A 21705-nucleotide genomic window follows, 5' to 3' on the forward strand; every position below is an offset into this window, starting at 1 on the left:
GCAGAAGCGGTTCTGGGCGTCAGGAGCGTACTTCGAGCAGCGGGACCAGCTGCTCGGCAGGGGTCATCGAGCCGTGGTTGCCGACCATCGCCGACTCCTTGGGTTCCCGTTCGGAGGCGATGATCAGGACGTCGTCCCGGGCGGCCGCGATCACGTCGCCGAGGCGGGCGTACACCCGCTCGTCGATCTGCGGCCCGAACCAGCCCGCGGCGATCGCCTCGTCACGCGAGGCGATCCAGAACTGCTCGCCGAGCACCTCGCGCCAGCAGGTCAGAACGTCGTTCTCGGCGCCCGGTACGGCGTAGACATGGCGGGCGCGGCCCTCGCCGCCCAGCAGGGCGACCCCGGCGCGCAGCTCCCAGTCCGCGTCGAAGTCGATGCGGTGCTCCTCGTCGAAGGGCACGTCGACCATGCCGTGGTCGGCGGTGACGTAGAGCGCGCTGCGCGGCGGGAGCTGCTCGGCGAGGCGCTGGACGAGCCGGTCGACGTACATGAGCTGGCCGCGCCAGGTGTCCGAGGCGACGCCGTAGCGGTGCCCTGCGCCGTCCAGTTCCGCGTAGTACGTGTAGACGAGGGAGCGGTCGCCGGCGGCCAGTTGCTCGGCGGCGAAGTCCATGCGCTCCTCGCCGGTCAGCCGCCCGTGAAACGTTCCGCCGCTGAGCGCGACCTTGGTCAGCGGGGTGTTCTGGAACGTGGGGGACGACACCTGGGCGGCGTGCACACCCGCCTCGTGGGCGAGCTGGAAGACGGTGGGGTACGGCTGCCAGGCGCCCGGGGCCGTCCACGGCTGCCAGCGAAGCTGGTTCATCAGGGCGCCGGTCGCCGGGTTGCGCACGGTGTAGCCGGGCAGGCCGTGCGCGCCCGGGGGAAGGCCGGTGCCGACGGAGGCGAGGGAGGTCGCGGTGGTCGCCGGGTAGCCGGCGGTGAGCGGACGTCCGGTGCCACCGCGTGAGCTGCCGAGCAGCGCGTGGAGATAGGGCGCCTCGTCGGGGTGGTCCTTGATCTGCTCCCAGCCGAGGCCGTCGATCAGGAAAACGCAGTTGCGGTCGGCCGGGGTCAGCTCCGGGATCGCCGCGGTCGTGCCGGGTACGCCCATGCCCGCGGCCAGCGTGGGCAGCAGGTCGGCGAGGGATCCGGAACCGTACTCGGGGACGGGCGCGGAGCCCACGGCGAGCGGTTCGGGGAAGTCCCAGGGGGCGGAGTCGAAAGGTGTGGGCACGGAGCGCGACATCAGCGGGGTACGTCCGCTGTCGCCTCGGACAGCGACTGCGCGAAGACGAGCGCCTGGCGGACCGTCTCCGGGCCGTCGCCGGCCTCGCTCACGCGCAGGCTGAGGTCGTCCGCCGTCGAGCTGCCGGTGTAGCCGTGGTCGGCGTCGCAGTTGGGGTCACCGCACGCGGCCGGCTCCAGGTCGATCCGGGAGACGGCGCCCCAGCCGATGGTCAGCACGATCTCGCGCGGCAGGGTGCCCGGCGTGTACGACTCCGGGTTGGCGACGACCCGGCTGAGGACGACGGAGGAGATCCGGCCGAGCTTCACGGACTCCGTGGACGTCGTGGCGTACGGCGTCGGGGAGGTGGTGTCGGCGGCCTGCTCGTCGGTGTGGCTGACGATGAAGCGGTTGCCGGTGAGGACCAGCACGGTCACATGCCGGCGCACCTCGTTCTGGTCGAACGTGGTCTCCTGGTGGACCAGGTACGACCGGATCGGCTCGCCGCCCACAGCGGCCTCCACCGCCTCGGCCACGAGGGCCGGGTAGTAGCCGCTGCGCTCGATCGCCGCGCGCAGCCCCTGGGTCGTCGTACTGGTCTTGGCCATGCCCTCCATCCTACGGGGACCCACTGACTGCGAGGCACCGCTCAGGACCGGTTCGGTACGTCGGCGGCGGCCGGGGCGCGGTCCGTCCGTGCCCCGTGGGTCACGCCTCCCCGGGGCGGGCCGCTGCCCGGACGGCGCGTCCTCGCGCGCGTGCCCGACGACGCGCTGCCGGACGGTCCGCTCAGTACGTGGGCAGCGTCCTCGGTCCGAGGTCGTCGCGCGCCGGCGGGGGCGCCAGGCGGACGGAGGCGCCGAGGACGCTCAGCCCGTGCGGGGCGACGACGACCGGCTCCAGGGTGACCGCGACGACCTCGGGGTGGTCGTCGACCAGCCGGGACACCCGCAGCAGCAGCTCCTCCAGGGCGGCGGTGTCGACGGGCGTCGAGCCGCGCCAGCCGAAGAGGAGCGGGGCGGTCCGGATGGACCGGATCAGCGAGGTCGCCTCGCGGTCGGTGACCGGGACCAGCCGGTGTGCCATGTCTCCGAGCAGCTGTGAGGCGGCCCCGGCGAGCCCGAAGGACAGTACGGCTCCGGCCGCCGGGTCGATGACCGCGCGGACGACCGTGTCGACCCCGCGCGGTGCCATCGCCTGGACGACCGGGCGGATCTCCTCCGGCCTGCCGAAGAGCTCGGTCAACTCGGCGTACGACCGGCGCAGTTGCTCCTCGTCGGCCACATCGAGCCGTACGCCGCCCAGGTCGGCGCGGTGCCGCAGGTGCGGGGCGGTGGCCTTGAGGGCGACGGGGTAGCCGAGGGCGGCCGCGGCCCGTGCCGCCTCGTCCGGGGTGGGCGCGGGCATGGCCCGGCGGGTGCGGATGCCGTAACGGCCGAGCAGCTCGCACGTCTCGTCGGTGCCGAGGGTCAGGCCCTGCCCGCGCGCGAGGAGCCCTCCGATCAGTTCGGCGGCGCCCTTCTCGTCGATGTCCTCGTACTCGGGCACCTTGCCGGCGTCGGCGGCCTCGCGCCGCCACTGGGCGTACTTCACGGCCTCCGCGAGCGCGCGGACGGCTCGTTCGGCGGCGGGGTAGGCGGGGATGAGGTGCGTTCCCTCGGGTGCCGCGACGGCGGTGGGCACCGGCTGCGCGTCGTCGGGGCCGTCGGTACGCGCGCGCGGGGCCGCTTCGGCGCGCGGTGCGGTGCTCGTCGCGGCGGACAGCGCCATGGCGAGACCGCCGAGTTCCACGTGCACGACGAGCACCGGTTTGGCGGGAGCGGCCGCCGCGGCCGACCGCAGGGCCTCCGCGAGTGCCGCGTCCCCGGGGGACCTCTCGCCGATCGCCGGGATCGCCGTCACGACCACCGCGTCGCACGTCTCGTCGGCCAGCGCCCGGGCCAGCGCCGCGTGGAAGTCCTGGGCCGACGCCTCGGTCGTCAGGTCCAGCGGCGGCAGCGGACGCAGCCCCTCCGAGAGACAGGCGTCGTACGTCAGCAGGCCCAGCGACTCGGAGTTGCCGAGAATCGCCACCCGCGGGCCCGTCGGCAGCGGCTGACGGGCGAGCAGCAGGCCCGCGTCGACCAGTTCGGTGATGGTGTCCACGCGGATCACGCCGGCCTGCCGCAGCAGCGCCGACACCGTCGCGTGGGGCAGGCGGGTCGCCCGTACGGCGTGCCCCTGTGGCGCGGAACCGGCGCCCTGGACCACGACCAGGGGCTTGGCCGCCGCCGTGCGCCGCGCGAGGCGGGTGAACTTGCGCGGGTTGCCGATGGATTCCAGGTACATGAGGGCGACGTCGGTGTCGGGGTCGTCGTACCAGTACTGAAGGACGTCGTTGCCCGAGACGTCCGCGCGGTTGCCGGAGGAGACGAAGGTCGACACACCGGTGACGCCGGTGACGCCGCCGCCACGCCGGTGGAGGCGGGACAGCAGCGCGATGCCGATGGCGCCGGACTGGGCGAACAGGCCGATGCGGCCGGGTCTCGGCATCTCCGGGGCCAGCGAGGCGTTCAGCCGCACCTCCGGGGAGGTGTTGATGACTCCGAAGGCGTTGGGGCCGATGATCCGCATGCCGTACGCGCGTGCGTGCCGGACGAGTTCGCGCTGGCGCTCCCGCCCGTCGGGGCCGCTCTCGGCGTAGCCGGCGGAGAGGACCACGAGTCCCTGCACGCCGTGCTCGCCGCACTCGATGACGGCCTCGGGGACCTGCTCCGCCGGGACGGCGACGACCGCGAGGTCGACGGGCGCCGCTATGTCGCGCACCGAGCGGTGGGCGGGCACCCCGTCCAGTTCCTTCAGGTCCTCGGGGAAGGCCTTGTTCACGGCGTACAGCCGCCCGGTGAAGCCCGCCTCGCGGAGGTTGCCGAGGACGCTTCGGCCGACGCCGCCGGGGCTGCGGCCGGTGCCGACGACGGCCACGGAACCGGGCGCCAGCAGCCGCCCCACGGAGTGCGCCTCGGCGCGCTGTTCCCGCGCGCGCTGCACGGCGACGGAGCGCTCGGTGGGTTCGAGGCCGAACTCCAGGCGTACGACGCCGTCCTCGAAGCTGCGCTTCTGGGTGTAACCCGCGTCCGTGAACACCTTGATCATCTTGTTGTTGGCGGGGAGCACCTCGGCCGCGAAGCGGCGGATGTCCCGCTCGCGCGCCACGGCCGCGATGTGCTCGAGCAGCGCGGAGGCGACGCCCCTGCCCTGGTGGGCGTCCTGGACGAGGAACGCGACCTCGGCCTCATCGGCCGGCGCCGAGGCCGCCATGCCGTCGGCACCAATGCGGTCATAGCGTACGGTGGCGATGAACTCGCCGCCGACCGTGGCCGCGAGTCCCACCCGGTCCACAAAGTCGTGGTGCGTGAAGCGGTGGACGTCCTTGTCGGACAGGCGCGGGTAGGGCGCGAAGAAGCGGTAGTACTTCGACTCGTCCGAAACCTGCTCGTAGAAGCTGACCAGGCGCTCGGCGTCATCGACGGTGATGGGGCGGATGCGCGCGGTGCCGCCGTCGCGCAGCACCACGTCGGCCTCCCAGTGGGCGGGGTACTCGTGCCGGTCCGACGCGCTCTGCATGGGGCCCAGAGTACGGCTCGCGTACGACAACGGCGCGAGTCAGTCTGTGGAGGACGTTCGTCGGATCGAGGCCGCGATCCGACGACCACGTCGGGAGGGGACACGCGACCCCTCCCTCACACGCTTCACGTGTGGAACACTGGTCTAGACAACCTGAACACTGAAGGGCAGCATCACATGGCTGAGCGCCGCGTCAACGTCGGCTGGGCCGAGGGCCTTCACGCCCGCCCCGCTTCCATCTTCGTCCGGGCCGCCACGGCCGCAGGTATCCCGGTGACGATCGCCAAGGCTGACGGCAACCCCGTCAACGCGGCCTCCATGCTGGCCGTTCTCGGCCTGGGCGCCCAGGGCGGCGAGGAGATCGTCCTCGCCTCCGAGGCCGACGGCGCGGACGCCGCCCTCGACCGTCTGGCGAAGCTGGTCGCCGAGGGGCTCGAGGAGCTCCCCGAGACCGTCTGAGCGGGTGGCCCCCTACGCGCCTGAGCCGCCGCCGCTCTCGCGGATGCGGTTGCGCGTCGTCGGGGGTGCTCCATTGACGGTGGCGGTGTTCGGCACTTCGAAGGTGTCGTCCCGCTAAACCCCGAAGGGCTCGTCCGAATTATCGGGCGAGCCCTTCGCATTTCCCTTTACGGGCAGCAGAAATAATCCCCCGCGAATTATCCCCTCTTTGTATACGGCCCTCGTGTTAATGCCGCAGACCCGTCATGTTTACGGGAGGTTGCGAAGTCCTCACACGGTCGGCGCGCTCGGGGCCGCCGGAAAAGCGCAGCCGGTGCGCGGTCGTCGCGCGCTCGGTGTGCAGCGCCGTGATCGCCCGCGCGCGCTCGCCGTCGCCGCGCGCCACCGCGTCCACGATCGCGCCGTGCTCCGCCCAGGACTCCACGGGGTTGGCCGGGACCTCCACCGCGTACATCCAGGCGATCTTGTGGCGCAGCTGGGTGAGCATCGACGTCAGGGCATGGCTTCCGGAGGACTGGGCGAGCGTCTCGTGGAACCAGCCCCCCAGGGAGCGCAGATCCTCGCTGTTGCCCCGCCTGGCCCGCTCCTGGCCCAGCCGGACGAGCCCGCGCAGCACCTTCAGATGGGCCTCGGTGCGCCGCTGGGCGGCCCGGGAGGCACCGAGCGGCTCCAGGAGCATGCGCATCTCCAGCAGGTCCGCGGCCTCCTGCTCGGTCGGCTCCGCGACGCACGCGCCCGCGTGCCGCCGCGTGACCACGAAACCCTCGGCCTCCAGCGTGCGCAGCGCCTCTCTGACGGGGACGCGGGAAACGCCGTAGCGGCGGGCGAGGAGTTCCTCGGTGAGGCGGCTGCCGCGCTCGTAGACACCCGCGACGATGTCGTCCCGAATGGCCGTGCACACCGAGTGCGCCGGAATACGCATGACGGACCTCCGCCTTAATCCCCGTGAAACGTCGACGATTGACGTGTGTTCCGTGACTCTATTGCAATGAGCGGGGATTTCCGATGGCGGGCCGGAATCCAGGGATATTTTTTGGACAGCGGGGCCTCGAAAACGGCGAATGCCCCGGCCGGGAGGGCCGGGGCAAGACGATCTGTCGCAGTGGGTCGTCAGACGTTCACGCCGTGCGTGCGGAGGTAGGCGACCGGGTCCATGTCCGAGCCGTACTCCGCGGTGGTGCGGGCCTCGAAGTGGAGATGCGCGCCGGTGACGTTGCCGGTGGCGCCGGACAGGCCGATCCGCTCGCCCGGGGTGACCGTCTGGCCCACCGACACCGCGAGGGACGACAGGTGGCCGTACTGGGTGTACGTCCCGTCGTTCATCTTGATGACGATCTGGTTGCCGTAGGACCCGCCCCAGCCGGCCTCGACCACGGTGCCGGAGCCCACCGCGTGCACGGAGGTACCGCTCGCGGCGTGGAAGTCGATACCGGTGTGGCTGCCGGAGGACCACAGCGAACTGCTGGCCTGGTAACCGGTGGAGACGTAGGAACCGGTGATCGGCAGCACGAAGGTGTTGAGGCGCTTGCGCTCGGCCTCGCGGGCGGCACGCACACGTGCCTCGCGCTCCTCCACGGCCTTCTTGGCGGCGGCCTGCCGGGCGGCCTCCTCGAAGGCCGCGTGCTTCTGCACGGCGACCTGGTCGTCGATCTGCTCGGCGACGGACTCGCCGGCGGTGACGACGGGGATCAGCCCGGTCTGCTCGGGGGTGGGCTCGGCGGCGAAGGCCGCCGGGGTGGAGGCGACGGTGGCCATGACACCGGTGGTGGTGAGCGCCGCGATGCCCGCCGCGCGGACGCTGCTGCGCTGCATCCGGCTGGGCCGACGGTGCTTCCCGGTGGCGCAGGTGAACGCCATGAAGTTGGGGGTGTCCTTTCCTTCCCTCTCGCCTACCGGGTTAGCTGACGGGTTCGGAGCAGGAAGGTCTCCTACGGACCCCCTCGCGTTCACGCGCGGGCGTCCGATTCACCCCAGGGACTTCACAAGTGGGTCCCCGGCTCCCCTGGCTCGCGCCGTACGGGGACTCGGCGATGACTGTCCGGTGCCGCGGCTGCGGCGCACTGCCTGACGAACAGCCCGGATGACGCTAAGCGGCGCGGGTTTCAATCCTCAAACGGATCCCGGTTTTTGTAGCGCATCCCACAGGGCAGACAGGCAACCTCCGCATCAATTCGGACATACGGAGGCCCTGGTGACGCTTTCGTCGACCAGGGCCCCCGCACGCGCGTGCCGTTGCCGGGACCTACTCCGCGGACACGACCTTGACCTCGCCGATGCCGAGGGCCTCGACCGGCTCCTTGATCTGGGCCGCGTCACCGACGAGGACGGTCACCAGGCGGTCCACCGGGAAGGCGTTCACTGCCGCCGCGGTGGCCTCCACCGTGCCGGTCGCGGCGAGCTGCTGGTACAGCGTGGCCTGGAAGTCGTCGGGCAGGTGCTGCTCGACCTGGTCCGCCAGCGTGCCGGCGACGGCCGCGGCGGTCTCGAACTTCAGCGGCGCCACACCGACCAGGTTCTGCACGGCGACGTCACGCTCGGCGTCGGTCAGCCCCTCGGCGGCGAGGGTGCGCAGCACCTTCCACAGGTCGTCCAGCGCGGGACCGGTGTTCGGCGTGTCGATCGAGCCGCTGATGGCGAGCATCGCGGCGCCAGAGCCGTCCGGGGCGGACCGCAGGACCTGCCCGAACGCGCGGACGCCGTAGGTGTAGCCCTTTTCCTCGCGCAGGACACGGTCCAGCCGGGAGGTGAGGGTGCCACCGAGGCAGTACGTGCCGAGCACCTGCGCGGGCCACACACGGTCGTGCCGGTCGGCGCCGATCCGGCCGATCAGCAACTGCGTCTGGACGGCGCCCGGACGGTCCACGATGACGACCCGGCCGGCGTCGTCGGCGATCACCGGCGGCACGGGCCGCGGCTGGGCCGAGGAGCCCGTCCAGGCACCCAGGGTGTCGCCGAGGAGCGCCTCCAGGTCGACACCGGTGAGGTCGCCGACGACCACGGCGGTGGCCGTGGCGGGACGGACGTGCTTCTCGTAGAAGGCGCGCACGGCGGCGGCGTCGATCTTCTCGACCGTCTCCGCGGTGCCCTGGCGCGGCCGCGACATCCGCGCGGTGGCCGGGAACAGCTCCTTGGAGAGCTCCTTGGCGGCGCGCCGGGAGGGATTGGCCAGCTCGTGCGGGATCTCGTCCAGACGGTTGCGGACGAGGCGCTCGACCTCACTGTCGGCGAACGCGGGGGCCCTGAGGGCGTCGGCGAGCAGACCGAGGCCCTTGGGCAGGCGCGAGGCCGGCACTTCGAGGCTCAGCCGGACACCGGGGTGATCCGCGTGCGCGTCCAGGGTGGCGCCGCAGCGCTCCAGTTCGGCGGCGAACTCCTCGGCGGAGTGCTTGTCGGTGCCCTCGGAGAAGGCCCGCGCCATGATCGTGGCGACGCCGTCGAGGTCGGCCGGTTCGGCGTCCAGGGGCGCGTCGAGGAGGATCTCGACGGCGACCACCTGCTGGCCGGGACGGTGGCAGTGCAGCACGGTCAGGCCGTTGGCCAGCGCGGTGCGCTCGGGCGCCGGGAACGCCCACGGCTTGGCCTCGCCCGCCCGGGGCTGGGGGTGGAAGTCCATCGTGGCGAGCTCGGTCACCGGGCCGCCTCCTCGTTCTCGTCCTGGTCGGCGGGGGCTTCGGCGGCGGTCGGCTCGTAGACGAGCACCGCGCGGTTGTCGGGGCGCAGGCGGGCCTTGGCGATCTCCTGCACCTCCTCCGGCGTCACGTCCAGCACGCGCTGGACGGCGTTGAGGGCGAGCTGCGGGTCACCGAACAGCACGGCGAACCGGCACAGTTCGTCGGCGCGGCCGGCGACCGTGCCGAGCCGGTCGAGCCACTCGCGCTCCAACTGCGCCTGGGCGCGTTCCATTTCCTCGGCCGTGGGGCCCTCCTCGGCGAACCGGGCGAGCTCCTCGTCGATGGCGGCCTCGATGACGGGCACCTCGACGTCACCGGACGTCTTCACGTCCAGCCAGCCCAGGGAGGGCGCTCCGGCGAGCCGCAGCAGCCCGAAGCCGGCCGCGACGGCCGTACGGTCGCGGCGCACCAGCCGGTTGTAGAGGCGGGAGGACTCGCCGCCGCCGAGGACGGTGAGCGCCAGGTCGACGGCGTCGCACGCACGCGTGCCGTCCTCGGGCAGCCGGTAGGCGGCCATCAGCGCGCGGGCCGGCACCTCCTCCTCGACGATCTCGCGCAGCTGCTCACCGATGACGTCGGGCAGCCCGCCGTCCCGGGGCGCGGGCTTGCCGTCGTGGCCGGGGATGGAGCCGAAGTACTTCTCGACCCAGGCGAGGGTCTGCTCCGGGTCGATGTCACCGACCACGGAGAGGACCGCGTTGTTGGGCGCGTAGTACGTGCGGAAGAACGCGCGCGCGTCCTCCAGGGTCGCCGCGTCCAGGTCGGCCATCGAGCCGATCGGCGTGTGGTGGTACGGGTGGCCGTCCGGGTAGGCGAGAGCGGTCAGCTTCTCGAAGGCCGTGCCGTAGGGGACGTTGTCGTAGCGCTGACGGCGCTCGTTCTTGACGACGTCGCGCTGGTTCTCCATCGACTCGTCGTCCAGCGCGGTGAGCAGCGATCCCATGCGGTCGGCCTCCAGCCAGAGGGCGAGCTCCAGCTGGTGGGTGGGCATGGTCTCGAAGTAGTTCGTGCGCTCGAAGCTGGTGGTGCCGTTGAGCGAGCCGCCGGCCCCCTGGACCAGCTCGAAGTGTCCGTTGCCCTTGACCTGGCCGGAACCCTGGAACATCAGGTGCTCGAAAAGGTGAGCAAGACCCGTACGCCCCTTGACTTCGTGGCGTGAACCGACGTCGTACCAGAGGCACACCGCCGCGACGGGGGTCAGGTGGTCCTCCGAGAGCACCACGCGCAGGCCGTTGGCCAGACGGTGCTCGGTCGCTGTCAGGCCCCCGGAGCCTGCCTGGGCTGTGGCCGTGTGACCCATGGGCATGTACGTCCCTTCCGATCGCGGACGCGGTCGTCGAAACCGCGGTTTTCCTGCCGGTCCTGCCACTGTATGCAAGCGTGCGGACGGTCCGCGAAGTTCCCGGACGACATACGCCGAGAGCGAGATCGCGTAGCCTGCGGGCAGCCGTGGAGGAGATGCCTCTGCGTTCGGGCCGGACGGCCGACGCCGGGTCCTCGCCCGCGCTGTCAGTGCCACGGTCCACAATGGTCCGCGTCAGATCCCGTATCACGCCCCAGCAAGGAGCCGGCAGCGATGGCCCGCCGCAGCACGAAGACCCCGCCGCCCGACGAGTCGTTCGAGGAGCGGATCCTCGACATCGACGTCGTCGACGAGATGCAGGGCTCCTTCCTCGAGTACGCGTACTCGGTCATCTACTCCCGCGCCCTGCCGGACGCCCGTGACGGCCTCAAGCCGGTGCACCGCCGCATCGTCTACCAGATGAACGAGATGGGCCTGCGCCCGGAGCGCGGCTATGTGAAGTGCGCCCGGGTCGTCGGCGAGGTCATGGGCAAGCTGCACCCGCACGGCGACGCGTCGATCTACGACGCCCTGGTGCGGATGGCGCAGCCCTTCTCCATGCGGGTGCCGCTGATCGACGGCCACGGCAACTTCGGCTCGCTGGGCAACGACGACCCGCCGGCCGCCATGCGGTACACCGAGTGCCGCCAGGCCCAGGCGACGAGCCTGATGACGGAGTCGATCGACGAGGACACGGTCGACTTCTCGCCCAACTACGACGGCCAGGAGCAGGAGCCGGTGGCATTGCCCGCCGCCTTCCCGAACCTGCTGGTCAACGGCGCGTCCGGGATCGCGGTCGGCATGGCCACCAACATGCCGCCGCACAACCTGGGCGAGGTCATCGCGGCCGCCCGCCACCTGATCCGCTATCCCGGCGCGGATCTGGACGCCCTGATGAAGTACGTTCCGGGCCCCGACCTGCCCACCGGCGGCCGGATCGTCGGCCTCTCCGGCATCCGGGACGCCTACGAGAACGGCCGCGGCACGTTCAAGATCCGCGCCACGGTGTCGGTGGAGACCGTCACGGCCCGCCGCAAGGGCCTGGTCATCACCGAACTGCCCTTCACCGTCGGGCCCGAGAAGGTCATCGCCAAGATCAAGGACCTGGTCGGCTCGAAGAAGATCCAGGGCATCGCCGACGTCAAGGACCTCACCGACCGCGCGCACGGTCTGCGCCTGGTCATCGAGATCAAGAACGGCTTCGTGCCGGAGGCCGTCCTGGAGCAGCTGTACAAGCTGACCCCGATGGAGGAGTCCTTCGGCATCAACAACGTGGCGCTGGTCGACGGCCAGCCGCTCACGCTGGGGCTCAAGGAGCTCCTGGAGGTCTACCTCGACCACCGCTTCACCGTGGTGCGCCGCCGCAGCGAGTTCCGCCGCACCAAGCGCCGTGACCGGCTGCACCTGGTGGAGGGCCTGCTGACGGCGCTCGTCGACATCGACGAGGTCATCCGGCTGATCCGCTCCAGCGACAACAGCGCGGAGGCGAAGCAGCGCCTGATGGAGCGCTTCTCGCTGTCGGAGATCCAGACCCAGTACATCCTGGACACCCCGCTGCGCCGGCTCACCAAGTACGACCGCATCGAGCTGGAGGCGGAGAAGGAGAAGCTCAACGAGGAGATCGCCGAGCTGACCCGGATCCTGGACTCGGACGCGGAACTGCGCAAGCTGGTCTCGGCCGAACTGGCCTCGGTGGCCAAGAAGTTCGGCACCGAGCGCCGTACGGTCCTGCTGGAGTCCTCGGGTACCACGGCCACCGCCGTGCCCCTCCAGGTGGCGGACGACCCGTGCCGTGTCCTGCTGTCCTCCACGGGCCTGCTGGCCCGCACGGCGAACGGCGAGCCCTTCACGGAGAACGCCGAGGACGCCGAGGACGGGGGCGGCAAGCGCACCAAGCACGATGTGATCGTCTCGGCGGTGTCGGCCACCGCGCGCGGGGAGATCGGCGCCGTCACCTCCTCGGGACGCCTGCTGCGGATCAACGTCGTCGACCTGCCGCAGCTCCCGGACACGGCCTCGGCGCCGAACCTCTCGGGCGGTGCCCCGCTGGCGGAGTTCGTCTCCCTGGAGGGCGACGAGACGGTGATCTGTCTGACCACGCTCGACGAGTCGTCCCCGGGCCTGGCCATCGGCACGGAACAGGGCGTCGTCAAGCGGGTCGTGCCCGACTACCCGACCAACAAGGACGAGCTGGAGGTCATCACCCTGCGGGACGGCGACCGGATCGTCGGTGCCGTCGAACTGCGGACCGGCGAGGAGGATCTGGTCTTCATCGCCGACGACGCCCAGCTGCTGCGCTATCAGGCCTCACAGGTGCGTCCGCAGGGCCGGGCGGCGGGCGGCATGGCGGGCATCAAGCTCACCGAGGGCGCGAAGGTCATCTCGTTCACGGCCGTGGACCCCGCGGTGGACGCGGTGGTCTTCACGATCGCGGGCTCGCGCGGAACCCTGGACGACTCCGTCCAGACGACCGCCAAGCTCACCCCGTTCGACCAGTACCCGCGCAAGGGCCGTGCCACGGGCGGTGTGCGCTGCCAGCGGTTCCTGAAGGGCGAGGACTGCCTGTCCCTGGCCTGGGCGGGTCCCGTCCCGGCCAAGGCGGCGCAGAAGAACGGCCTGCCGGCCGAGCTGCCGGAGATGGACCCGCGCCGCGACGGCTCGGGCGTGTCGCTGACGAAGACGGTCTCGGTGGTGGCCGGGCCGCTCTAGGCCTCGGCCTCCTGGAAGGCCTCGTCGTCGGGGGCCTGTACATAGCGCAGGACGCCCCACATGCCGTGCTCGTCGGCGTGTGGGGCGTCGTCCTTGCACGCCTCGAGTTCCTTGCCGAGGGCGGCGGCGTCGATGCCGGAGCCGATGAGGACGAGCTGGGTCAGACGGGCGTCGGTGGCCGGCCAGGGCTCCGGGTAGAAGCGGAGGAAGCGCCCGACGGCGTGCACGGCATACCGGTTGGCCGGGTCGTGCGGACCGAGGTCGACATACCCCTTGATGCGGTACAGCCCCTCGGGCCTGCTGTCGAGGAACGCCATCAACCGGCGCGGGCCGAGGGGTACTTCGGAGGTGAAGGAGAGGCTGTCGTAGGAGCTGTGGAGGTGGCCGGCGTGATCGCCCCCGGAGCGGTCGTGCAGGTCGTCGAAGGAGAGCTGCCCGACACGCTCCTCGCCCGGCCGGCAGTCGAAGAGGAACTCGGGGTCGACCCGGCCGTAGGTGGCGGGGACGACGGCGGCCCGGTCGGTGAGGGAACGGACGAGCACGAGGACCCGGCCGGCGTCGGGCGCGCGGTCGAGTTTGTTCACCACGACGAGGTCGGCGAGGGCGAGGTGCCGGTCGATGCCCGGATGCTTTTTCCGGGTCTCGTCGAACTCGGCGGCGTCGACGACTTCGACGAGACCGCCGTAGACGATGCCGGGATGCTCACTGGCCAGCACCATCCGCACGAGTTCCTGGGGCTCGGCCAGACCGCTGGCCTCGATGACGATGACGTCGATGCCGGCGGCCGGCCCGGCGAGCCGTTCGAGGTACACGTCGAGTTCACTGGCGTCGACGGCGCAGCACAGACAGCCGTTGCCGAGGGAGACGGTGGAGTCGCCGAGCGCACCGGCCACGGCCATGGCGTCGATCTCGATGGCGCCGAAGTCGTTCACGATCGCCCCGATGCGGCTGCCGCCGCTGCGGTGCAGGAGATGGTTGAGCAGGGTCGTCTTGCCGGAACCGAGGAATCCGGCGAGTACGACGACCGGGATCTGCTGCGGACTGCGGCTCTGCGACACGTGCGACCTTTCCGAAACCTACGCGTGCACCGGCGCGCGGCCCGGGCGCGCGTACGAGGATTGAATGCCGCCCCAGGATACGAGCCGTGGGAATCACCGCGAAGTGAACGATTGTTAGCAGCGTCCGCGGGGCAGATTCTCGGCAAGGCGCCCTGGCGTGCGACCCTCGCTTCCCTCCGTGCGCCTCCCCTCCGCCTCCCCCGCCGATCAGAGCCGCTCGGCACTCTGGGAGACGGCAAGCGCCGCCCACCGCTCGCCGGTCCCCGTCACGTCCACCCGCACCCCGACGACCGGCGCACGGCCGCTCGATCGGGGGTTTTTGACATGGCCACACAGAAATTTGGGATACGCGGACTCGGTGCAGTCGCCGCGGCGGCGGCCGGCATGGCCGCGGGTGCCCTCGTCACCATGGCGGCACAACGCCATGCGCTGGAGACACTGCGGGTACGACTGGAACACCTGGAACGGACCGCCCACTCCCAGCAGCACACCAATCTGGCCAACCAGCAGCGCCTGCACTGGGAATTGCTGAGCAAAGCCATCGACGACCCCGAACTGGCGGAAGTGCTGGACCTCTTCGAGGCGCCCGTTTCCACCAAGCAGCGGCGCCAGTACCTCTACGCCAATGCCCTCTACACGAACGTGCTGTTTTATTACCGGATAGGCAACATCTCCCGCGAGGAGTTCTTCGGGTACATTCGAGGCATTCTTCAGAACCCTGTGGTACGGGAGTACTGGTACGCGACGAGACACCAGCGGGCGACCATTGCCGACGGTTCGGACGAAGCGGAACTCGGCCGCATGGTGGACGAACTCCTGACGCAACTCGAGGAGTCGGACGCCGACGAATGGTGGGTGGTGGGCGAGCCGCCGAGCCCGTGAACCTCCACCGGCCATCGGCGCACTCTGGCAGCCGAGGGCTCACGCTCCGGGGCTCGCACCCCCATCTGCGGAATCACACTCTCGGCCCATTACGAAAAGGTCAAGTCGAAAGTTAGGTGGGGCGTCAGGGAGTTGACTCACGCTTGATCGCGTAGAGGACCCCACCAGATCGTCGCCTACGCCGCCGGATGACGAGCGACCCCACAGGGCCCGTCTTGCACCGCGCAGTCGTCGTGCGCAAACCAACGGACCCAAGGAAGCAACAGTGAGTCAGATCATCCGTCGGATCGGTGCATCTCCGCGCGCTCGGGGAAGCGCGAGCGGAGCCAATTGCCCCGATATTTTCGAACTTGCCGATGGTAATTTCGCCGTTATCGGCACGGATGCCACGGATTCACTGGACCCTGATCTCCCCTCCGATGCCTCACGCGGTGACCACGAGAGAATCGTCGTCATCACCCGCGAGACGCTGATTCGCGCGAAGGCCGATATTCCGGACCTCTAGGCTCTTTCGAGAGGACGGCCCGGCCGGCCCGGCCGCAATGCCGGGCCTTCCTCTCGTACGGGTGCGGCCGGGGCGCGTTCAGGCCACCGCGGGCACCTCGACCGGCGCCCCCGGCCCCACATACCGTGCGACCGGACGGATGATCTTCGAGTCCTGCGCCTGCTCCAGGATGTTGGCGCTCCAGCCCACCACCCGCGCCGCCGCGAACGTCGGGGTGAACATCTCGCGGGGCAGCCCGCAGAGCTCCATGACCACGCCTGCGTAGAACTCCACGTTCGTGTGCAGCTCCCGGCCGGGCTTCAGCTCGGCGAGGATCGCCTCGACGTGCCGCTCCACCTCGACGGCGAACTCGACGCGCGGGCCTCCGAATCGCCGGGCGATCTCGCGGAGCATGCGTGAACGCGGGTCCTCCGTGCGGTAGACGGCGTGGCCGAAGCCCATGATGCGCTCGCCGACGAGGACACGTTCGCGGATCCAGGGATCGATGCGGTCCGGAGAGCCGATCGCGTCCAGGGTGTCCAGGGCCCGGCTGGGCGCGCCGCCATGAAGCGGCCCCGACAGCGCGCCCACCGCCCCCACGAGGCAGGCGGCCACATCCGCCCCGGTCGAGGCGATGACCCTGGCCGTGAAGGTTGATGCGTTGAAGCCGTGATCAATGGTGGAGATCAAGTATTGCTCGACCGCCCGGGCCCGCTCCGGTTCGGGCTCGACTCCGGTCAGCATGTAGAGGTAGTTCGCCGCGTACGGCAGGTCCTCGCGCGGCTCGACCGGGGTGAGGCCTCGCCCCAGCCGGTACAGCGCGGTGAGCAGCGTGGGTACGGCCGCGGCCGCGACGATCGTGTCCTCCCGGCGCCGGTCCGCGTCGACGTCGTACACCGGTCGAAAGCCCTTCGCCGCGCCCAGCAACGACAGGGCCGTCCGCATCCCGGCCAGCGGATTCGCGCCCGCACCGGCCGCTGCCGCCAGGGCGGGCAAGGCGGCGGCCACCTCTTCGGGGAGGCCCCTCAGTGCCGCGGTCTCGGCGGCGAAGGCGGCGCTCCGTCGCCCGTCCGGCAGTTCTCCGTGGATCAGGAGGTGCCAGACGTCCTCGAAGCGGCGGGTGCGCGCGAGGTCCACGGCCGAGTACTGGCGGTAGTGGTAGAAGCCCTCACGTCCTCGGACGTCGCCGACCTCCGTGTCGGCGACGATGACACCCGCGAGTCCTCGCGGCACGTCCATGGATGAGGCTGCTGACAGGTTGACGGACATGTTTCCTCCCTGAACTTGATTCGACTGTCCATGCTTGACTCAAACTCTGTCAACATTGATTGAGTCAATGCATGCGTCTTGTGGATACGGTGACTCCCATGCGCGATCACGAACCCGGACCCGGCCACCCCGAACGACGGCTGAGCACCAAGGAGGCCGCCGAGCTGCTCGGCGTGAAACCCGAGACCGTGTACGCGTACGTCAGCCGTGGCCAGCTGAGCAGCAGGCGAACGCCCGGGGGCCGGGGCAGCACCTTCGACACCAAGGAGGTCGAGGCGCTCGCGCGGCGCAACAAGCGGGAGAGCAGCGGGAGTCCGGGCTCGGGGGCGGAACTGTCCGTGCGCACGCGCGTCACCTTCATCGACCAGGACCGGTACTACTACCGGGGCGTCGACGCGGTCGAACTGGCCTCCCGGCACTCCTACGAAGAGGTCGCGGAGTGGCTGTGGACCGGTCGGCTTCGGCCCGGTGTCACTTTCACCGCGCCCGAGGCGTCCGTCGAGGCCGCCCGACGCGTCGTCGCGGCACTGCCCGAACACACCGGGCCCACCGACCGGTTGCGGGTCGCCGCCGTGGCGGCCGCGGCCGCGGACCCGCTGCGGTTCGACCTGTCCGAGGACGCCGTGCTCGGCACCGCCCGCATCCTGATCCCCACCCTCGTCGCCGCCCTGCCCCCGAAACTGCCCACGCACCAGGACGAAGGCCCTCTCGCCCTGCGCCTGTGGGGCCGACTCAGCGGACGACCCGCCGGGAAGGCACAGCTGCACGTCCTCGACACGGCGCTCGGCCTGCTCGTCGACCATGACCTGGCCGCCTCGACGCTCGCGGTGCGGGTCGCCGCCTCGGCCCGCGCGCACGCCTACGCGGCCGTCTCCGCCGGGCTCGGAGTGCTCGAGGGGCCGCTGCACGGCGCGGCCGGGGGCCTGGCCCACCGCATGCTGCTCGAGGTGCTGGACGTCGGCAGTGCCGCCCCGGTGATCGCCGAGGAGCTGCGCGCGGGCCGCCGCATTCCGGGTCTCGGTCACCGGCTCTACCCCGGCGAGGACCCACGCGCGCGAGCCCTGTTCGCACTCCTGGAGGAGATTCCCGCTGCCGGGCCGGCCCTGGCCGCGGCCCGGGACATCGTGGCCACGACCGCGCGCCACGCACCGCTGCACGCCAACGTGGACCTGGCGCTCGCCGTCCTCACCGCGTCCTGTGGAATGGAGTCCTCGGCCAGCGAGACGATCTTCGCCGTCGCCCGTACTGCGGGCTGGATCGCCCATGCCCTGGAGGAGTACGGCGAGCGTCCCCTGCGGATGCGCCCGAGCGGGCACTACGTGGGGCCGAAGCCGCCCCAGCCACTGCCGAGGTAGGAAGACCGCGGAAGCCGTCACGAGCGGGCCCGTATCACCCTTCAGGGCGCCACTCCCGCTCGGGCGCCACGCCCGCTCGGGCGGCCGTCAGCGCCGCGACCAGCGACGACGCCAGGGCAGGCCAGGCTGCCCCGCCATTCGCCGCACACGCACGCGTACGCGCACGGCCGAGCACGCGCCCCGGCCGGAAGCCACGCTCCGGCAAGTCAGGTTAGGCTCACCTCTGTGAGTACGTGCGCGACCGTCTCGCGGGATCTCGGCGAGCCCATTTCCGGAACCGCGGCCACGGCAACGACCTGGCTCCTCCTGGAACAGCCCGGCCCCTGGGGTGCCAAGGCGCTGGTGTCGAGCCACCTGGACCCGGCCCTGGGCCGCGCCCTGGATGCCGCCGCGCGGGACACGGGCGTACGCGTCGCGCTCATCCGCCACCCGGGGCGCCACGCGGATTTCGGCGCACCGCCCCTGCGGCAGGTGTACGCGGCCCACACCGCCCCCGGCAGGGTGTGGCTGCGCAGCGCCACCACCCACGACCCACGACTGCTCCTGGACCTCGACTTCGCCGCGCTCGGCAGGGGTGACCACCACACCTTCGACACCGCGCTGCGGGGCGGGCCCCACACAGGTGACCCGCTCGCCCTCGTCTGCACCAACGGCAAGCGCGACCGCTGCTGCGCGCTCCTCGGCCGTCCGCTGGCCGCCGAGCTCGCCGCCTCGGGGGTGCGGGGTGCCTGGGAGGTCACTCATCTGGGGGGTCATCGCTTCTCCCCCACCCTGCTCGTCCTGCCGTACGGGTACGCGTACGGCCGCGCCGAGGCCCACACCGTCAGGGAGGTCCTGCGCGGCGTCCGGGACGGGCGGATCGTCGTGGAGGGGTGCCGCGGGTGTTCGGCCTGGGAGCGGCCCGGCCAGGCGGCGGAACTGGCGGTGCGCTCGGCGACCGGAGAGGACGCGGCGGAGGCGCTGAGCGTCGTCCGGACCACGGGCGGCGCGCCGCGCTGGGAGGTGACCGTCGCGCACCGGGACGGACGCCACTGGCAGGTCGTCGTCGACCAGGGCCCTTCACTGCCGCCCCGGCCGGAGAGCTGCGGCGCCTCGGTCCTAGGTTCACCTGCACGGATGGACGTGGTGGCGGTACGCGAGTTGGCCGGATCGGCCCTGGTGGGCTGACACGCCTCCGGACACCGTGCGGCCGCACGCCGCGCGGGCACGGATGAAGCGTTTCCTCTTGAGTCGGTCAAGAGATCCACACCACCCGGCCCTACGGCTGCGCCGGTCCACCCACGTACCGTCTTGGGTATGAGCCCCACTCCCCCCGCCCGCCGCCTGCGCCTCGGAATGCCGCGGCGCATGTTCTCGCAGGTCCTGCTCATGCAGCTGACGATCGCCGCGGGAGTCGTGGTGCTCGCGACCGGGCTGTTCCTCGCTCCGCTCAGCGATCAGCTGGACGACCAGGCGATGCGCCGTGCCCTCGCCATCGCGCAGACCACCGCGGCGGTGCCGCAGATCGCCGAGGACCTCCGGAGCACGCCGCCGTCGGTCGACGGTCCGGTGCAGCGTGAGGCCGAGCGGATCCGCAGGGCCAGCGGCGCGGAGTACGTCGTGGTGATGGACCTGCACGGCACCCGCTGGTCGCACGCCGACCCCGAGCAGGTCGGCGGCCATGTGTCGACGGACCCGAGCCAGGCCCTGGCGGGCAAGGACGTCATGGAGATCGACAGCGGCACCCTGGGCCGCTCGGCCCGCGGCAAGGTGCCTCTGCGTGACAGCGACGACAAGATCATCGGCGCGGTCTCGGTCGGTATCGAGTACGACAGCGTGCGCGCCCGCCTGATCCACGCGATCCCCGGACTGTTCGCCTATGCGGGCGGGGCCCTCGCCGTGGGCGCCCTGGCTGCCTGGCTGATCTCCCGGCGGGTCCAGCGACAGACTCGCGACCTGGCCTTCTCGGACATCTCGGCGCTGCTCGCCGAGCGCGAGGCGATGCTGCACGGCATCCGGGAAGGTGTCGTCGCCCTGGACCGCGCCGGCCGCGTCCGGCTGCTCAACGACGAGGCTCAGCGCCTCCTCGGCATCGGGGAGGAGGCGGTGGGCGCTTCACCCGACGAGGCGCTCGGCGACGGACGTACGGCCGATGTCCTGGCGGGGCGGGTGACCGGCACGGACCTGATCGCCGTCCGCGGACAGCGCGTCCTGGTCGTCAACCGCATGCCCACCGACGACGGCGGCGCCGTGGCCACCCTGCGCGACCGCACCGAGCTGGAGCAGCTCGGCCGCGAACTCGACTCGACGCACGGACTCATCGACGCGCTGCGCGCCCAGGACCACGAGCACGCCAACCGCATGCACACGCTGCTGGGGCTGCTCGAACTGGAGATGTACGACGACGCGGTGGACTTCGTCGGGGAGGTGGTCGGCGATCACCGGGCCACCGCGGAGCAGGTGACCGAGAAGATCGAGGACCCGCTGCTCGCCGCCCTGCTGGTCGGCAAGGCGACCGTCGCGGCCGAGCGCGGTGTCGCCCTGTGGGTCTCCGACCGCACCCGGCTGCCCGACCGCCTGATCGACCCGCGCGGGCTGGTCACGGTCGTGGGCAACCTCGTGGACAACGCGCTCGACGCCGTCGCGGGCAAGCCGCACGCGCGCGTGGAGGTCGAACTGCGCGCGGAGGGCCGTGCCGCGGTCCTGCGGGTGCGCGACACCGGCCCCGGCATCCCGGCCGAGCAGCGCGAGTTGATCTTCACCGAGGGCTGGTCCACGAAGAAGCCCCCGGCGCACGGCAAGCGCGGGATCGGGCTGTCCCTGGTGCGCAGGCTCGCCGAGCGGCAGGGTGGCCACGCCACGGTGGACGAAGCCAACGGTGGGGGCGCCGAGTTCACCGTCGTCCTGCCCGAGGCACTCACCGAGCCCGACCTGGAACCCGCGCTGGCGGCACCGGCGAAGAGCACTGCCGAGGAGGAGTCGCGATGATCGAGGTCCTGGTCGTGGACGACGACACCCGGGTCGCCCAGGTCAACGCCGCCTACGTCGAGAAGGTGCCGGGCTTCCACGTCGCCGGCGAGGCCCACAGCGCGGCCGACGCGCTCCGCCAGCTGGAGCTGCTGCCCCGCCTGGACCTTGTCCTGCTGGACCACTACCTGCCCGACGAGACGGGTCTCGAGGTCGTCCAGGAGATGCGCCGGCGCGGCCACCAGACCGACGTGATCATGGTGACCGCCGCGCGGGACGTCACGACCGTGCAGGCGGCGATGCGCCAGGGTGCCCTTCAGTACCTGGTGAAGCCGTTCGCCTTCGCGGGTCTGCGCGCCAAGCTGGAGGCGTACGCCGAGCTGCGCCGGACGCTCGACGGGGGCGGGGAGGCCGAACAGGCCGATGTCGACCGCATCTTCGGCGCGCTGTCCGCCTCCTCGGAGCCCGGCCTGCCCAAAGGCCACTCCCCCACCACCGCCGAACTCGTACGGCAGTCCCTGATGAACGCCGAAGGGCCCCTGTCGGCCCAGGAGATCGCCGACCGGACCGGGGTGAGCCGCCAGACCGCCCAGCGCTACCTGAAGCTCCTGGAGCGCACGGGGCGGGCCCGGCTGACCCTGAAGTACGGCGACGCGGGCCGCCCGGAACACCGCTACGTGTGGGCGACCCGCGCCTGAAGGGCACGGTCCTCGGGGG

The 21705-nt window shown here is 71.5% G+C and carries 17 protein-coding genes and 1 riboswitch; of the genes, 8 read left to right on the forward strand and 9 right to left on the reverse strand.

Translation table 11 applies throughout. From position 1 onward, the window contains the following. Positions 1 to 19: 19 nt before the first annotated feature. The 3 genes from ACFVYS_RS06170 to ACFVYS_RS06180 all read right to left on the reverse strand — a co-directional run bounded on the left by ACFVYS_RS06170 (position 20) and on the right by ACFVYS_RS06180 (position 4813). Positions 20 to 1231, reverse strand: a complete 1212-nt coding sequence (locus ACFVYS_RS06170) for an alkaline phosphatase family protein (RefSeq protein ID WP_389499335.1) — start codon at positions 1229 to 1231, stop codon at positions 20 to 22. Further along, entirely contained in the window at positions 1231 to 1827 is a 597-nt protein-coding gene (locus ACFVYS_RS06175; RefSeq protein WP_078615450.1) for a DUF5998 family protein, read from the reverse strand. Before ACFVYS_RS06175 ends, ACFVYS_RS06170 begins: the two co-directional genes overlap by 1 nt. A gap of 172 nt (positions 1828 to 1999) precedes the next feature. Further along, the gene (locus ACFVYS_RS06180) at positions 2000 to 4813 is read right to left on the reverse strand and encodes a GNAT family N-acetyltransferase (RefSeq protein ID WP_389499337.1); all 2814 of its coding nucleotides are present in this window, start codon (positions 4811 to 4813) and stop codon (positions 2000 to 2002) included. 177 nt (positions 4814 to 4990) lie between these two features. Here ACFVYS_RS06180 and ACFVYS_RS06185 point away from each other — a divergent pair, with 177 nt between their 5' ends. Then, positions 4991 to 5272: an HPr family phosphocarrier protein gene (locus tag ACFVYS_RS06185; RefSeq protein WP_020125117.1), complete on the forward strand. Its 282-nt coding sequence runs from the start codon at positions 4991 to 4993 to the stop codon at positions 5270 to 5272. A gap of 226 nt (positions 5273 to 5498) precedes the next feature. On the opposite strand, the gene ACFVYS_RS06190 is transcribed toward ACFVYS_RS06185, so the two are convergent. From ACFVYS_RS06190 to ACFVYS_RS06205, 4 genes are all read right to left on the reverse strand, one after another. After that, positions 5499 to 6194, reverse strand: a complete 696-nt coding sequence (locus ACFVYS_RS06190; RefSeq protein ID WP_389499339.1) for a GntR family transcriptional regulator — start codon at positions 6192 to 6194, stop codon at positions 5499 to 5501. Positions 6195 to 6382: 188 nt separating this feature from the next. Further along, positions 6383 to 7129: a M23 family metallopeptidase gene (locus tag ACFVYS_RS06195; protein ID WP_389499341.1), complete on the reverse strand. Its 747-nt coding sequence runs from the start codon at positions 7127 to 7129 to the stop codon at positions 6383 to 6385. 14 nt (positions 7130 to 7143) lie between these two features. Then, positions 7144 to 7312, reverse strand: a riboswitch (cyclic di-AMP (ydaO/yuaA leader). A gap of 202 nt (positions 7313 to 7514) precedes the next feature. Beyond that, positions 7515 to 8903, reverse strand: a complete 1389-nt coding sequence (locus ACFVYS_RS06200) for a M16 family metallopeptidase (protein WP_389499342.1) — start codon at positions 8901 to 8903, stop codon at positions 7515 to 7517. Further along, positions 8900 to 10249 (reverse strand): pitrilysin family protein, encoded by a 1350-nt coding sequence (locus ACFVYS_RS06205; RefSeq protein WP_267021152.1) that lies wholly within the window; start codon positions 10247 to 10249, stop codon positions 8900 to 8902. The genes ACFVYS_RS06200 and ACFVYS_RS06205 overlap by 4 nt, the downstream gene beginning before the upstream one ends. Before the next feature lie 270 nt (positions 10250 to 10519). Here ACFVYS_RS06205 and ACFVYS_RS06210 point away from each other — a divergent pair, with 270 nt between their 5' ends. Beyond that, complete coding sequence (locus tag ACFVYS_RS06210) at positions 10520 to 12994, forward strand: DNA topoisomerase (ATP-hydrolyzing) subunit A (RefSeq protein WP_389499344.1); 2475 nt, start codon at positions 10520 to 10522, stop codon at positions 12992 to 12994. On the opposite strand, the gene ACFVYS_RS06215 is transcribed toward ACFVYS_RS06210, so the two are convergent. After that, entirely contained in the window at positions 12991 to 14052 is a 1062-nt protein-coding gene (locus tag ACFVYS_RS06215) for a CobW family GTP-binding protein (RefSeq protein ID WP_389499346.1), read from the reverse strand. The two genes, ACFVYS_RS06210 and ACFVYS_RS06215, sit on opposite strands and share 4 nt — an antisense overlap. Positions 14053 to 14376: 324 nt before the next feature. On the opposite strand from ACFVYS_RS06215, the gene ACFVYS_RS06220 reads away from it, so the two are divergent. Next, positions 14377 to 14934, forward strand: coding sequence for a DUF6082 family protein (locus tag ACFVYS_RS06220; RefSeq protein WP_389499348.1), 558 nt, complete (start codon positions 14377 to 14379; stop codon positions 14932 to 14934). A 265-nt stretch (positions 14935 to 15199) separates the two neighbouring features. Beyond that, positions 15200 to 15439 carry a hypothetical protein gene (locus tag ACFVYS_RS06225; protein ID WP_389499350.1) on the forward strand — a complete coding sequence of 80 codons (240 nt, stop codon included), beginning with the start codon at positions 15200 to 15202 and terminating at the stop codon, positions 15437 to 15439. A 78-nt stretch (positions 15440 to 15517) separates the two neighbouring features. On the opposite strand, the gene ACFVYS_RS06230 is transcribed toward ACFVYS_RS06225, so the two are convergent. Continuing rightward, positions 15518 to 16687 (reverse strand): citrate synthase/methylcitrate synthase, encoded by a 1170-nt coding sequence (locus tag ACFVYS_RS06230; RefSeq protein WP_389499352.1) that lies wholly within the window; start codon positions 16685 to 16687, stop codon positions 15518 to 15520. A 98-nt stretch (positions 16688 to 16785) separates the two neighbouring features. Here ACFVYS_RS06230 and ACFVYS_RS06235 point away from each other — a divergent pair, with 98 nt between their 5' ends. The 4 genes from ACFVYS_RS06235 to ACFVYS_RS06250 all read left to right on the forward strand — a co-directional run bounded on the left by ACFVYS_RS06235 (position 16786) and on the right by ACFVYS_RS06250 (position 21686). Next, positions 16786 to 18042 carry a citrate/2-methylcitrate synthase gene (locus tag ACFVYS_RS06235; protein ID WP_389499354.1) on the forward strand — a complete coding sequence of 419 codons (1257 nt, stop codon included), beginning with the start codon at positions 16786 to 16788 and terminating at the stop codon, positions 18040 to 18042. 225 nt (positions 18043 to 18267) lie between these two features. Continuing rightward, positions 18268 to 19209, forward strand: a complete 942-nt coding sequence (locus ACFVYS_RS06240) for a sucrase ferredoxin (RefSeq protein ID WP_389499356.1) — start codon at positions 18268 to 18270, stop codon at positions 19207 to 19209. Positions 19210 to 19338: 129 nt separating this feature from the next. Further along, positions 19339 to 21009: an ATP-binding protein gene (locus ACFVYS_RS06245; protein ID WP_389499358.1), complete on the forward strand. Its 1671-nt coding sequence runs from the start codon at positions 19339 to 19341 to the stop codon at positions 21007 to 21009. Further along, a complete protein-coding gene (locus tag ACFVYS_RS06250; RefSeq protein WP_054243652.1) occupies positions 21006 to 21686 on the forward strand; it encodes a response regulator in 681 nt (226 codons plus the stop codon). Before ACFVYS_RS06245 ends, ACFVYS_RS06250 begins: the two co-directional genes overlap by 4 nt. The last annotated feature ends 19 nt before the right edge of the window (positions 21687 to 21705 follow it).

This window comes from Streptomyces sp. NPDC058295, assembly GCF_042880655.1.
In the GTDB taxonomy this organism is placed as follows: Bacteria; Actinomycetota; Actinomycetes; order Streptomycetales; family Streptomycetaceae; genus Streptomyces; species Streptomyces coriariae.

What these genes read in the sequence shown, in the direction of transcription:
- ACFVYS_RS06180 (WP_389499337.1), bottom strand. Translation starts at nt 4,813, where the DNA reads ATGCAGAGCGCGTCGGACCGGCACGAGTACCCCGCCCACTGGGAGGCC.
- ACFVYS_RS06170 (WP_389499335.1), bottom strand. Translation starts at nt 1,231, where the DNA reads ATGTCGCGCTCCGTGCCCACACCTTTCGACTCCGCCCCCTGGGACTTC.
- ACFVYS_RS06175 (WP_078615450.1), bottom strand. Translation starts at nt 1,827, where the DNA reads ATGGAGGGCATGGCCAAGACCAGTACGACGACCCAGGGGCTGCGCGCG.
- ACFVYS_RS06220 (WP_389499348.1), top strand. Translation starts at nt 14,377, where the DNA reads ATGGCCACACAGAAATTTGGGATACGCGGACTCGGTGCAGTCGCCGCG.
- ACFVYS_RS06230 (WP_389499352.1), bottom strand. Translation starts at nt 16,687, where the DNA reads ATGTCCGTCAACCTGTCAGCAGCCTCATCCATGGACGTGCCGCGAGGA.
- ACFVYS_RS06235 (WP_389499354.1), top strand. Translation starts at nt 16,786, where the DNA reads ATGCGCGATCACGAACCCGGACCCGGCCACCCCGAACGACGGCTGAGC.
- ACFVYS_RS06185 (WP_020125117.1), top strand. Translation starts at nt 4,991, where the DNA reads ATGGCTGAGCGCCGCGTCAACGTCGGCTGGGCCGAGGGCCTTCACGCC.
- ACFVYS_RS06195 (WP_389499341.1), bottom strand. Translation starts at nt 7,129, where the DNA reads ATGGCGTTCACCTGCGCCACCGGGAAGCACCGTCGGCCCAGCCGGATG.
- ACFVYS_RS06190 (WP_389499339.1), bottom strand. Translation starts at nt 6,194, where the DNA reads ATGCGTATTCCGGCGCACTCGGTGTGCACGGCCATTCGGGACGACATC.
- ACFVYS_RS06250 (WP_054243652.1), top strand. Translation starts at nt 21,006, where the DNA reads ATGATCGAGGTCCTGGTCGTGGACGACGACACCCGGGTCGCCCAGGTC.
- ACFVYS_RS06210 (WP_389499344.1), top strand. Translation starts at nt 10,520, where the DNA reads ATGGCCCGCCGCAGCACGAAGACCCCGCCGCCCGACGAGTCGTTCGAG.
- ACFVYS_RS06245 (WP_389499358.1), top strand. Translation starts at nt 19,339, where the DNA reads ATGAGCCCCACTCCCCCCGCCCGCCGCCTGCGCCTCGGAATGCCGCGG.
- ACFVYS_RS06205 (WP_267021152.1), bottom strand. Translation starts at nt 10,249, where the DNA reads ATGCCCATGGGTCACACGGCCACAGCCCAGGCAGGCTCCGGGGGCCTG.